The sequence below is a fragment of the Anoxybacillus tepidamans PS2 genome, from assembly GCF_000620165.1.
Taxonomy (GTDB): Bacteria; Bacillota; Bacilli; order Bacillales; family Anoxybacillaceae; genus Anoxybacteroides; species Anoxybacteroides tepidamans_A.
Genome location: NZ_JHVN01000036.1, coordinates 1 through 12,139, shown reverse-complemented (window position 1 = coordinate 12,139; position 12,139 = coordinate 1). Strand labels below are relative to the sequence as shown.

Here is a 12,139-nt window from a genome sequence, read left to right as displayed (position 1 = left end):
TATCGAGCCGAAGAAGACCGCCTTCTTCTGCGTTGAAGCTTCTTTGATCGAGTAGTAAGAAACTCCCACCTCTAAATGAAATGTAGGTGGGAGAGGTTCATGTAAGCCTATTTTCCGGCTTTCAGGCGCCTTTTCACATAAAATCTTTGCAAAAAACACACGTTCAGAGTGGCTTCTATGTTAACTCTATAACGTGTGTTTTTTTAAACAGCTATTGTGTCACGGCATTTCAAATCAGGCCCTACGAGATTCCAAATCCCACATTCTTGCGTTTGATATTACAATAAAGCCGAGAACCATTTTTCCCACAAGACAATAAATTTGGATATGGAATGATTTGGTTTTTAGATTGCAATTTCTCATTTTAATTCTTCTACATTTTCAATCGGCACCCAGCCCTCTTCTAATGTTCCTATTTTCTTCATCCAATACCATCCATTGAGTTCTTTGCATTTTATAAGTTGCTCACCAACTTCAACATCTAATTCTTTTGCAATATAGTCCTCTAAAATCAACCCTTGTTTGCCTTGTTTTTTGATGATCTGTTCTGGTACCCAGCCTTCTGAACTATGATCAATAGTGAAACAATAAATCCAGTTTTTCCATCCTTCATTTCCATTATATTTTTCACCAACCATAACAGTTTGCCCCTTGCAGAGTTTGATTGGATTTGGGTAATTGCTTTTATGTTGCTTTATCACTTGGTAAACTTCGCCCTCACTTTTTTTCAAAAAATCACCCCCAAACAGAATATACATTCTCCCTACATTATACAATTGCATAATTTTTTGTAAATTTAATCTTCTGAATCTCATACATCAAATTGATCAGATAATAAAAAAAGTGTTGGTGCAAAACGCTGCCAACACTTTTTGGTTACGATTTTTATTTTTCTCAGACATTTTTCACGGACAGCTGCTGTAGTTTTGGATCAAGTACATCGCAAAAACCTATAAAATACTATAACTTAAATAAATCCATTTTAAAAAAGATTGATTAAAATCGATTCTCTTTCAACGGTTTCAAGTTTAGTTTTTATAAAAAGTTGAACATTCCCTGCCCCTTATTCCGTTAAAACCCCCGTAGTTCAATAATTTCTCCTAAATTTCATTTCTCTTTTTTTACTAAATAAGCTAATAAAAAATATAAAATGCTCATCAATAAAATCACAAATTCGTATTTTTTCCCCTAACGCCCCTATAGAAATAAAAAAGGTAACAAGAAAACCAATTCCTAATAAAAGGGAAAATCCGATGTACACAATTCGCCATCCTTTAAGTTTTACCCTAAAACAACCGACTCCTGTTATTGCACCTAAAATACAAATAATCATTAAAGTCACTAAAGTGGGGATATCACTAGTTGTTGTATCTATATTGGATCCTAGCGCTTTTCCTAAAGATCTACCAAGTAAATATAGAATGCCGTAACCAAAGGAGGTTATTACCATCAATGTCCCTAAAATAACCCCAACTGTTTTTGATAGCATATATTTCGCCATTTTTTCACCTTTCTTTTACTAAAACATTCGGGGAGAAGGAGTTTCTTCCCAAGTGTTAATTTACTCGAAGAATTAGCGGAATCATTTTTTCTACTTGATCCGTTGCTTTCTATGAGTTGTGGTAGCTACTGGCTGATTTATTAAATTTATTGTTGTCGTACACAACTAGTAGAAGTGTAACTGCAAAGTAAGTAGTAAGCAGCTTCTTTATTATTGGTAGAACTAAAAAGTATATAAAACAACCTTTAATCACCTTATTTTACAATTATTTGTTTGGTTTATTATAACATAAAGCTTATACGTTTATGGGTAAATTTTATAAATGATGTTAAATTTAACTAAAACTGAAAAAGCTGATATCTATAGAGGTCTACAAATAATTGTTTAATTTTACGTTAAAACAAAAGAAACTTCAACATATCCACTAAGAAGTTTCTTGCCTCTAAATAAAATGTAGACGGGAAAAGTCATTTGCATATAAAAAACGCCACCCAATCGAGTGACGGCGAACAACATAATATACTCTCAAATATAAGATGAATCGATCATTCTTCCACAAAAAACGAGGGCAGTTACTTCTTGTTCAATGCCGTAAATATAAAAATACCGGCCAAAACGATAATCGCCACACTGACCGCAACAATCGTAATCGGCAGCCATTTTGTTATAAAAGATGAATAAGTACTCGTTTCCGTGATACCCATTTTACCACCTCTACCTGACGTATTTGCAAAAACTATAACTGTTATGTTTACATAACTTACAATGACGTAGAAAATATCTAGATATTACATTTAACAATCCTAATATTCAATAAAAAACACACGTCTCGTAATCGATAACGTGTGTTTTTTAAACACTTTTTTGTCACTAAACCCCTTTATCCATTACTCCACCGTCACGCTTTTTGCGAGGTTGCGCGGTTTGTCGACGTCGCAGCCGCGATGTAATGCCGCATAGTAAGCGATCAATTGCAATGGCACTACAGAGACAAGCGGTGTTAACGCCGGATGAACGGCTGGGATCACGTAGCGGTCTTCATCCGTTTCTAAACCTCTCATGGAGATAATGCATGGGTTGGCGCCGCGAGCCACGACTTCTTTTACGTTACCGCGGATGCTTAAGTTGACGTGTTCTTGTGTCGCCAATGCGATGACTGGCGTGCCGTTTTCGATTAAGGCGATCGTGCCGTGCTTCAACTCGCCGCCGGCAAAACCTTCCGCTTGAATGTAAGAGATTTCTTTTAATTTTAATGCTCCTTCAAGCCCAACGTAGAAGTCAACGGCGCGGCCGATGAAGAAGCAGTTGCGCGTTGTCGCTAAATATTCGCGGGCAATTTTCTCCATTTCTTCCTTCGCATCGCAAAGCATTTCCATGACGTTAGCGATAATTCCTAGTTCTTTTACAAGATTAAAGTCTAGTTCAACGCCTTTTGCGTTCGCCGCTACCGCCGCTAAAATCGCAAGTACGGCAATTTGCGCTGTGTACGCTTTTGTAGACGCAACAGCAATTTCCGGACCTGCATGAAGCAATAACGTATAATCCGCTTCACGTGATAACGTAGAACCAGGTACGTTTGTAATCGTTAGCGCTTTATAGCCAAGCTCTTTTGTTTGAACAAGCACCGCGCGGCTGTCCGCTGTTTCACCGCTTTGTGAAATATAGATAAACAACGGCTTTTCAGATAACAGCGGCATATTATAAGAGAACTCGCTCGCAATATGCACTTCAACAGGGATTTTTGCCCATTTCTCAAGCAACTGCTTTCCAACTAATCCAGCATGATAGCTTGTGCCGCATGCCACGATATATAAACGATCCGCTTCTAACACGGCATCAATAATCTTTTGATCAATCGTTAACGCACCTTTTGCATCTTGATATTTTTGAATAATGCGGCGCATCACTAGCGGTTGTTCATCAATCTCTTTCAACATGTAATGCGGATACGTTCCTTTTTCAATATCGCTTGCGTCCAACTCCGCCGTATATGGGGCGCGCTCTACGACTTGACCGTCCAATTTTTTAATCGTCATAGCGTCCCGCTTCACAATGACCATTTCTTTATCCATTAGTTCGACGTATTGGTTTGTCACTTGCAGCATTGCCATCGCATCGCTCGCTACAACGTTAAAACCATTGCCAATACCAACGAGCAATGGGCTTTTGTTTTTCGCCACATAAATGACATCCGGATTTTGTTCGTCAATAAGCGCAATCGCATACGATCCTTTTAGAAGTGTCAACGTTTTACGAAACGCCTCTTCCACTTCCAAGCCATCGTTTACGAATTTTTCAACAAGCTGTACGATAATTTCTGTATCCGTATCGCTTCGCAACTCTACATCTTGCAAGTAGTCGCGTTGCAACAATGCGTAGTTCTCGATTACACCGTTATGCACTAACGTAAAACGTTGCGACGCGCTTTGATGTGGGTGCGCATTGACACGGCTTGGCACCCCGTGTGTGGCCCAGCGAGTGTGACCGATTCCAAGCGGGGCTTGTACATGAGGATTCACAATCCCTCGTAAATCAGCAATACGTCCTTTTTCTTTAAACACATGCACTCCATCTTCGTTTAAAACAGCGATGCCTGCTGAATCGTATCCTCGATATTCTAATTTTTCAAGTCCGCGCAATAAAATTTCTTTTGAATCTTGCTTTCCAATATATCCAACAATTCCGCACATATAAATTTCCTCCCTATTTTCCAAGGGGCAAGAAGGGGCTTTTCTTGCCCCTTTTCATGATGAAATATGGCGATTAGGCCTTTCCCTTTGTGCAAAGAGTCGCCTCTTTGTTTTAAGGAAAGACTTGCGGCTGTAATCGCAACAGCCGGGAGGCATCCGCCGAACACTCGATCAACCTCCCCCTCGTCAACTAAGCGTTTACCCGATCACCGCTTAGTTCAGGCGCTTTCAACAATAAAACTCCCTACCCACCTTTCTATCTTGAATAACAACAAAGTCAATATTACAGCAAATCACTTGCAAGCGTCAACTGTAATATCCTTTATAAAATAAAATATGCATAAATGGAATACAGCGTTCCATTTATGCATAGGATGTCTAGGGCAGGGAGTCGTTATTCAATGCCCATCTCTTCTCTAATAACGTTAGCGATTCGCTCCACATAGTTGCGGCACGCTTCTTCTGTTGGAGCTTCGGCCATAACCCGAACGAGCGGTTCTGTTCCGGACGGGCGAACAAGAATGCGCCCGTTTCCGCTCATTTCACTCTCTACCTCTTGAATGATGGCTTTTACTTTCTCATTCTCCATGACTTGATGCTTGTCCGCTACCTTCACATTAACAAGCAGCTGCGGATATTTTGGCATCTCGCTCGCTAATTCAGAAAGCGGTTTTTTCGTGATTTTCATGATATTGACAAGCTGCAGTCCCGTCAACAGTCCATCACCTGTCGTATTGTAATCAAGGAAGATGATGTGCCCTGACTGCTCACCGCCCAAATTATAGCCGTTCTTCTTCATTTCTTCTACCACATAGCGGTCTCCAACCGCTGTTTGCACACTTTTAATTTCTTGTGCCTCTAATGCTTTATAAAACCCGAGATTGCTCATGACTGTCGATACAACCGTCTGATGTTTTAAACGGCCATGTTCTTTTAAAAATTTAGCGCAAATATACATAATTTGATCCCCATCGATGATATTGCCATGCTCATCAACAGCAATCAAGCGATCTCCGTCCCCGTCAAACGCAAGCCCGACATCGGCTCCTTTCTCTTTCACAAATGCGGCTAACGCCTCTGGATGCGTAGACCCGACACCTTCATTAATGTTGATTCCGTTTGGTGAAGCGCCCATTGTTAAAACATCTGCTTCTAAATCAGCAAAAAGATGCGTTGCCAGCGAAGATGTCGCCCCATGGGCACAATCAAGCGCAATACGGAGCCCTGAAAAATCTTCATCAATGGTTTGTTTTAAATATTGCAAATACTTTTGTCCACCTTCAAAATAGTCGTTTACTTGTCCTAAATCCTTGCCGATAGGCCTTGGCAATACATCCTCTGGACTATCCAACAATTCTTCGATCTCTTGTTCTTGCTCGTCTGAAAGTTTAAAACCATCTGGACCAAAAAACTTAATACCGTTATCTTGAACAGGGTTGTGCGAAGCAGAAATCATGATGCCCGCTTGTGCTCCTAAAGCTTTTGTCAAATAAGCCACGCCTGGCGTCGAAATCACACCAAGGCGCATCACTTCCGCTCCAATCGAAAGCAATCCCGCTACAAGCGCTCCTTCAAGCATATGTCCGGAAATGCGCGTATCGCGTCCAATTAACACTTTTGGACGTTCCTTATCCTTCGTTAATACATAACCGCCGCAGCGACCAATTTTAAACGCTAATTCTGGCGTTAATTCACTATTCGCTACCCCACGTACACCATCAGTGCCAAAATACTTACCCATTATAGAATCTCTCCTTTATTATGTTCGCTGACTAATTCGAATCTTGATTTTATTTTTCGATAAATTCCATTTAATGTTTTGCGGCCCGTTGACTTCTACCTCTACTTCATGCTCACCGACCCCTAGTTCATTGGCATTCACATATAATTGAATGTCACTTGGCTTGATGCTGTTTAATACACTAGGAGCCCCGGATACTTGAACATCCATCGTTCCATCTTCTGGATTTAAAAATTGAGCCTCATACTGATCCCCCAACCCCAATACGTGGATTGGTAAGGATTTGAATGTTTTTTTCTGTTCTTCTTGAACCTGTATATTAATTTTTACTTTCGGAGGATCTACGCTTTTAATGCCGTCAGGCAAAGGAACACTTACTTCTAAAGTAGTGTCTTTTGTAATCTCGTCTAGGTTAATGGTAATGCCATCTAAAAACTCAATTGGATCAATTTTTTCTTTCGGCCCAAAAATGGTCACTTCATTCGGAACGGTTTCAATTTTAACAATACTTAATCCCTTTTTTAAAGTCCCTGTTCGATTAATCTTTAAAGGTACCGACTTGCTTGGACTTTTAATCGGGGCCGTCACTTCTACAACAGAAGGATTGATGTCGACATTTAAAATCTTTCCTTCGCGATCATAAGCAGTCACCCTTGACTCTTGCCGCACCGTATCAACAGCGCCATCCAAATCTACTCTCGCTTTTACAAGCGCTATTCGATTGACGACGTCTTTCGCTCCTGTAATCGACACGACATTCGGCTTCACAATCGGTTCTTCCACTGAATATCCATCAGGCATCTTATTTTTATGAATAAAATCAACATCGACCGAAAAGTCTTTTGAAACCTTTTCTTGAATGGTGACCTTTGCCGTGGACGGCTGAATTTTAACAGTTAGCTTGTCAGAAATATTTTTATACTTAATCGGAACTGTGTACGTTCCGAGCTCAAAGTTGGTTAAATCAACATATACTTCAAAATCCCGTTGCAACGCTGTTGGCTTTAAAATGCTGGCGGGCCCTTCCAATGTTACGTTCACAGTTTTAGGAACACCTGACACAACCAAATTTTCTTCGTCATAGTACGTAACAACCGGAACATTCGTCACGGTTTCTATATCGGTCTGTCCTACAGAGTTGCGCGTAATTCCTGATTTTGACTCTTTTTCCTCAATATTAACAGACATATAGAGCATAATCGCTAGCAACAAAGCAAAAATTTTCATAAACCAATGATTGTTCATTAATTTATCCATGCTTCTTCCCCCTCCATTGCCAACGGGATGAGGAAGTTGTCTTCGTTGCTGGTATTAACTCCTTTTTGAGCAGCTCGCGAAATTGCTCTGGAGTCAAGTCTCGGTGTAGCTCCCCGTTTTTTGTTACAGATACCGCACCTGTTTCCTCAGATACCACCACAGTCACGCTATCAGTCACCTCGCTAATCCCTAATGCAGCTCGGTGACGGGTCCCCAATTCTTTTGAAATAAACGGACTTTCTGACAATGGCAAGTAACAGCCTGCAGCGGCCACCTGAGCTTTTTGGATAATAACCGCACCGTCATGAAGCGGCGTGTTAGGAATAAAAATATTAATTAACAGCTCAGATGAAATTTGAGCGTTGAGAGGAATCCCCGTCTCAATATAGTCTCCCATGCCTGTTTCGCGCTCCACTGATATAAGGGCTCCAATTCGGCGTTTAGCCATGTATTCTGTCGCCTTAATGATCGCTTCGACCATTCTTGTTTGCCCTTCTTCCTCTTGTACGCTGCTTCTGGAGAATAATTTTCCCCTTCCTAATTGCTCAAGCGCACGTCTTAACTCTGGTTGGAAGATAATAATAATCGCTAAAAATCCCCATGTTAACGCTTGATCCATGAGCCATTGTAACGTGCTAAGCCCTAAAAAATTGCTAACAATTCTCACTAGTATAATAAGAATAATTCCTTTTAAAAGTTGAACAGCCTTTGTTCCGCGAATGACCATAATTAATTTATAAATAACGTACCAAACAAGAAGAATATCGACAATTTTACTTAAATAACTCAACACCGGGAGCTCTCCAAAAGGCATTCTCACACTTCCTTTATCATTCTAATTCCAATATATTTTATTTATACAACTCTTCTATTATATCATATATAGAAAAAAGCCATCAAAAGGATGGCTTTTTTCATTCAAATACATCTTTCACTACGCTTTTTACGTTGTACCAAATCCAGTCGAATACCTCATTAATTTCTTCCACTTTACCTGTGACATGTCCGGCAGACGCTAAATATTTTTCTCCATGAATGACAGTGACGTTGCCGTTTACTCTCCCTTCGATCTTAATCGTTCCGTTACGCACAACAATATCCCCATCTACTGTCTTACCCTTCGGAACAATCACCGTATGATCCCGAATAATGACATTTTCTCTTGTAGAAACGGAGAACTGCTGCTCCTTATTCCAAGTTGTAAGGAGGCTTGCGATCGTCAAAGCGACAAATAAAGAGGCAGCCGTGATAAACGGATGATTTTGTAACCATCTCCCGAACCGAATTCGCTTCTTTTCCTTTGGAAGTTTCGCCATGACATTCGCTGTGAAATTAGCAGACGGGGCAAAAGGAGCCGTGTGTTGAACCAAGGCAATCGTCTTCTTTAAACTATTGAAATGATGGGAACATTCTGGACAATGTTGTAAATGTTCCCTTAGTTTTTTCTCATCATCTGGGGTAATATCGCCATCTAAATAATCATGCATCCACTTAATAATTTGGTCTGGACATCTCATCTATATTCCCCCCTTATAAATGGCCTAAATGCTTTCTCAGTGCCTCTCTTCCGCGATGAATCCTTGTTTTGACCGTTCCTATTGGCAGATCAAGAATTTCACTGATTTCCTGCAATGATAAATCATTAATATATTTTAACACAATGACGCTCCGATATTTTTCCGGAAGTTTTTCAATAGCTTTCTGAACCGTTTCTTGTAGTTCCAAACTTTCTACTGCATCTTCCGGAGAAGCTTCTTTTGAAGGAAGCTGGGAATACATCGTTAGCCCTTCTGTACCGCTAACTTCTTCATCTAAATAAATATCTGGCTTTTTTTTGCGCAGTTTATCAATAGACAAATTCGTAGCGATACGATAAAGCCACGACGAAAAATTCATCGTTGGGTTATACGTATTTATATTCACATATGCCCGAATAAAAGCTTCTTGGGCGGCATCTTCCGCCTCATGCCGATTGCCAAGCATTCGATAACATAGACGGTATACTTTATCTTTGTAAAGCTCAACAATTTCGGCATATGCATTTTGATCTCCCTTTTGAATTGCTTTAATCCTATTTTTAACAAATATATCCATAATCCGTAATACCCCCGCCCATTGCGGATATTATATATACGTTCTAAAACAAAAAAAGTTTCACTTCTAAACGCCCTATTTATTTTAACACATTTACAGAAAAAAACAGCAGGCGATTTTTTCGTCTGCTGTACAAATTGAATTTATACTAATTTTTCACCGAACAGCGAACCCATTAATGCTACTGCGACAGAAGCCGTTTTATTTCGCTCATCCAAAATAGGGTTCACCTCTACAAACTCTGCAGAAGTAATAAGTTGCGCTTCAGCTAGCATTTCCATGGCCAAATGGCTTTCACGATACGTAATACCGCCAATAACTGGTGTACCGACTCCTGGTGCGTCATGCGGATCTAATCCGTCCAAATCCAATGATAAATGCACACCATCCGTGCGTTCTTTTAAATAGGCAATCGTCTCTTCCATGACTCTAGTCATGCCAAGGCGGTCAATTTCGTGCATCGTATATACTTTAATGCCTTTTTCACGAATTAACTTCTTCTCTCCATCATCAAGCGAGCGTGCACCAATTAAAACAATATTTTCAGGCTTCACCTTCGGACTATACCCGCCAATATGAGTAAGTGCCTCATGACCCAATCCAAGGCTAGCAGCAAGCGGCATACCATGAATATTTCCTGATGGGGATGTTTCTGCCGTATTTAGATCTCCATGCGCATCATACCAGATCACACCAAGATTTTTATAATGTTTCGCGACCCCTGCTAATGTCCCAATAGCAATACTATGGTCACCACCCAAAACAAGTGGAAAATGTCTTTTTTGAATGACTTCATCTACTGCTTGAGCAAGTTTTTCATTAGCTTCCGCAACCGCTTTCAAATTGCGTAAATTCAATCGTACACCTTCATCATCCAAACGCTCTGGTTTTCCGATCGAAATATCACCTAGATCTTCAATTTCATAATTGAGGCGCTCTAGTCGCTCTATAACACCAGCATAACGCATGGCGCTCGGCCCCATATCCACGCCACGACGTGTTTGACCTAAGTCCATTGGAACACCGATAATTGATATTTTTCTCATGATAGCTCTCTCCTTCCCCTTTCATACTGTCTATATTGTATCGAATAAATGAACGTTGACTCAACTCGACACTTTTTTGAATATTTATTCCTGTATAAAAATAAAAAACTCCTTAAATCTATAGATTTAAGGAGTCTAAATATGGAGCCTATCGGGATCGAACCGATGACCTCCTGCGTGCAAAGCAGGCGCTCTCCCAGCTGAGCTAAGGCCCCATAATCATTCATGTGAAGCGGAAGACGGGACTCGAACCCGCGACCCCCACCTTGGCAAGGTGGTGTTCTACCACTGAACTACTTCCGCAAAAAAGTGAGCCATGGAGGACTCGAACCTCCGACCCTCTGATTAAAAGTCAGATGCTCTACCTGCTGAGCTAATGGCTCATTATTCGAAATTGTTATAAAAATTTTAGGTAAAGCTCGCTAATCTTACGACGTCCCGCTCTCAGAATGATTATTCAAGCAACGTCTCGAGCTGCACACTGTAGCTTAAGCAAAGAAGCAATTCCGATCGCGCCCTACCTACTAAGCAATGGCTCATAATAAGTATGGCTGGGCTAGCTGGATTCGAACCAGCGCATCACGGAGTCAAAGTCCGTTGCCTTACCGCTTGGCTATAGCCCAACGATATCATATAAATAAACATTGATGCAATGATTGAGGAAATCCTATAAAAAACTTCTTAAGTAGTCAAAATAAAAAAGTTATCTCAACATAAAATGGCGAAATAACATCTTTGCTCTATGATATGTATCAATGGTGGAGGGGGACGGATTCGAACCGCCGAACCCACAGGGAGCGGATTTACAGTCCGCCGCGTTTGGCCACTTCGCTACCCCTCCATCAACTTAGCTGGTGCCGGCTGCAGGACTTGAACCCGCAACCTACTGATTACAAGTCAGTTGCTCTACCAATTGAGCTAAGCCGGCGTTATACATTTTTACCTACCTTCACTTAACTCGCTCGATATTCACGTCGTCCCACTCTCAGAAAGCTTATCAAGCAGCTGCTCGAGTGGTACGCTGTAGCCTAATCGAAGAAGATCTTTCGATCGTGCTCTACCAATTGAGCTAAGCCGGCCCTATAAAATTTTACTCTACCTTTTTTATAGTATATGGTGGAGGATGACGGGATCGAACCGCCGACCCCTTGCTTGTAAGGCAAGTGCTCTCCCAGCTGAGCTAATCCTCCGAAAGAAGAGAAGTGACCCGTACGGGATTCGAACCCGTGTTACCGCCGTGAAAGGGCGGTGTCTTAACCACTTGACCAACGGGCCAAAAATGATACATACAAGCTTCCAACCGGGCTTGAACCGGTGACCTCTTCCTTACCATGGAAGTGCTCTACCTACTGAGCTATGGAAGCATGGCTCCGCAAGTAGGATTCGAACCTACGACCTACCGGTTAACAGCCGGTTGCTCTACCGCTGAGCTATTGCGGAATATGTTGTTTAGCCTAGCGACGTCCTACTCTCGCAGGGGCGCTAGCCCCAACTACCATCGGCGCTGGAGAGCTTAACTTCCGTGTTCGGGATGGGAACGGGTGTGACCTCTCCGCCATCGTCACTAGACGGTCTGAAGGATGGTTCCTTCAAAACTAGATAACAGTGAGTGATGAAGAAAGGATTTGTGGCGCTTCCGCTTTTCGTGTTGTCTAGTTCCGCAAGCTGCATCCTACGGTCGTTTCCGCTTCTTCTGTCAAAGTCTATCGACTTTTCCGCCAGAAGCTTGAACGCCCTATGGATGCAAGCGAGCTTGCTCCACTTTTCGAATTGGTTAAGTCCTCGATCGATTAGTATCCGTCAGCTGCAC

At 41.4% G+C, this 12,139-nt stretch carries 10 protein-coding genes, 10 tRNA genes and 1 rRNA gene; all 21 read right to left on the bottom strand.

Translation table 11 applies throughout. The features are described 5' to 3' along the window. Nucleotides 1–359 precede the first annotated feature (359 nt). Nucleotides 360–731 carry an SH3 domain-containing protein gene (locus tag N667_RS0117025; RefSeq protein ID WP_027410626.1) on the bottom strand — a complete coding sequence of 124 codons (372 nt, stop codon included), beginning with the start codon at nt 729–731 and terminating at the stop codon, nt 360–362. A 356-nt stretch (nt 732–1,087) separates the two neighbouring features. Then, on the bottom strand, nt 1,088–1,501 hold the full coding sequence (locus N667_RS0117020) for a hypothetical protein (protein WP_027410625.1): 414 nt from the start codon (nt 1,499–1,501) through the stop codon (nt 1,088–1,090). Nucleotides 1,502–2,073: 572 nt separating this feature from the next. Beyond that, the gene (locus N667_RS20370; RefSeq protein WP_269528365.1) at nt 2,074–2,205 is read right to left on the bottom strand and encodes a hypothetical protein; all 132 of its coding nucleotides are present in this window, start codon (nt 2,203–2,205) and stop codon (nt 2,074–2,076) included. A gap of 183 nt (nt 2,206–2,388) precedes the next feature. Further along, nucleotides 2,389–4,191, bottom strand: coding sequence for a glutamine--fructose-6-phosphate transaminase (isomerizing) (glmS, locus tag N667_RS0117010; protein WP_027410624.1), 1,803 nt, complete (start codon nt 4,189–4,191; stop codon nt 2,389–2,391). 394 nt (nt 4,192–4,585) lie between these two features. Then, nucleotides 4,586–5,932, bottom strand: a complete 1,347-nt coding sequence (gene glmM / locus N667_RS0117005) for a phosphoglucosamine mutase (protein ID WP_027410623.1) — start codon at nt 5,930–5,932, stop codon at nt 4,586–4,588. An 18-nt stretch (nt 5,933–5,950) separates the two neighbouring features. After that, nucleotides 5,951–7,189, bottom strand: a complete 1,239-nt coding sequence (locus N667_RS0117000; RefSeq protein WP_027410622.1) for a YbbR-like domain-containing protein — start codon at nt 7,187–7,189, stop codon at nt 5,951–5,953. Further along, complete coding sequence (cdaA, locus tag N667_RS0116995) at nt 7,182–8,003, bottom strand: diadenylate cyclase CdaA (protein ID WP_027410621.1); 822 nt, start codon at nt 8,001–8,003, stop codon at nt 7,182–7,184. Before cdaA ends, N667_RS0117000 begins: the two co-directional genes overlap by 8 nt. 100 nt (nt 8,004–8,103) lie before the next feature. Next, nucleotides 8,104–8,706: an anti-sigma factor family protein gene (locus tag N667_RS0116990; protein ID WP_027410620.1), complete on the bottom strand. Its 603-nt coding sequence runs from the start codon at nt 8,704–8,706 to the stop codon at nt 8,104–8,106. Nucleotides 8,707–8,719: 13 nt separating this feature from the next. Further along, nucleotides 8,720–9,283: an RNA polymerase sigma factor SigW gene (gene sigW / locus N667_RS0116985; RefSeq protein WP_027410619.1), complete on the bottom strand. Its 564-nt coding sequence runs from the start codon at nt 9,281–9,283 to the stop codon at nt 8,720–8,722. Nucleotides 9,284–9,426: 143 nt separating this feature from the next. After that, on the bottom strand, nt 9,427–10,329 hold the full coding sequence (gene rocF, locus N667_RS0116980) for an arginase (RefSeq protein ID WP_027410618.1): 903 nt from the start codon (nt 10,327–10,329) through the stop codon (nt 9,427–9,429). 142 nt (nt 10,330–10,471) lie between these two features. Then, nucleotides 10,472–10,544, bottom strand: a tRNA-Ala gene (locus tag N667_RS0116975). Between the two features lie 16 nt (nt 10,545–10,560). After that, nucleotides 10,561–10,632, bottom strand: a tRNA-Gly gene (locus N667_RS0116970). A 7-nt stretch (nt 10,633–10,639) separates the two neighbouring features. Further along, nucleotides 10,640–10,712: transfer RNA gene (locus N667_RS0116965), tRNA-Lys, on the bottom strand. A 165-nt stretch (nt 10,713–10,877) separates the two neighbouring features. Then, a tRNA-Gln gene (locus N667_RS0116960) sits at nt 10,878–10,952 on the bottom strand. Between the two features lie 133 nt (nt 10,953–11,085). Continuing rightward, nucleotides 11,086–11,170 (bottom strand) — tRNA-Tyr (locus tag N667_RS0116955). Nucleotides 11,171–11,181: 11 nt separating this feature from the next. After that, nucleotides 11,182–11,257, bottom strand: a tRNA-Thr gene (locus N667_RS0116950). A gap of 186 nt (nt 11,258–11,443) precedes the next feature. Next, a tRNA-Val gene (locus N667_RS0116945) sits at nt 11,444–11,519 on the bottom strand. A 13-nt stretch (nt 11,520–11,532) separates the two neighbouring features. After that, a tRNA-Glu gene (locus tag N667_RS0116940) sits at nt 11,533–11,604 on the bottom strand. Nucleotides 11,605–11,620: 16 nt separating this feature from the next. After that, nucleotides 11,621–11,693 (bottom strand) — tRNA-Thr (locus tag N667_RS0116935). Nucleotide 11,694: 1 nt separating this feature from the next. Next, nucleotides 11,695–11,769 (bottom strand) — tRNA-Asn (locus N667_RS0116930). A gap of 12 nt (nt 11,770–11,781) precedes the next feature. Then, a 5S ribosomal RNA gene (rrf, locus tag N667_RS0116925) occupies nt 11,782–11,898 on the bottom strand. Between the last annotated feature and the right edge of the window lie 241 nt (nt 11,899–12,139).

What these genes read in the sequence shown, in the direction of transcription:
- N667_RS0117020 (WP_027410625.1), bottom strand. Translation starts at nt 1,501, where the DNA reads ATGGCGAAATATATGCTATCAAAAACAGTTGGGGTTATTTTAGGGACA.
- N667_RS20370 (WP_269528365.1), bottom strand. Translation starts at nt 2,205, where the DNA reads ATGGGTATCACGGAAACGAGTACTTATTCATCTTTTATAACAAAATGG.
- glmS (WP_027410624.1), bottom strand. Translation starts at nt 4,191, where the DNA reads ATGTGCGGAATTGTTGGATATATTGGAAAGCAAGATTCAAAAGAAATT.
- glmM (WP_027410623.1), bottom strand. Translation starts at nt 5,932, where the DNA reads ATGGGTAAGTATTTTGGCACTGATGGTGTACGTGGGGTAGCGAATAGT.
- N667_RS0117000 (WP_027410622.1), bottom strand. Translation starts at nt 7,189, where the DNA reads ATGGATAAATTAATGAACAATCATTGGTTTATGAAAATTTTTGCTTTG.
- cdaA (WP_027410621.1), bottom strand. Translation starts at nt 8,003, where the DNA reads ATGCCTTTTGGAGAGCTCCCGGTGTTGAGTTATTTAAGTAAAATTGTC.
- N667_RS0116990 (WP_027410620.1), bottom strand. Translation starts at nt 8,706, where the DNA reads ATGAGATGTCCAGACCAAATTATTAAGTGGATGCATGATTATTTAGAT.
- sigW (WP_027410619.1), bottom strand. Translation starts at nt 9,283, where the DNA reads ATGGATATATTTGTTAAAAATAGGATTAAAGCAATTCAAAAGGGAGAT.
- rocF (WP_027410618.1), bottom strand. Translation starts at nt 10,329, where the DNA reads ATGAGAAAAATATCAATTATCGGTGTTCCAATGGACTTAGGTCAAACA.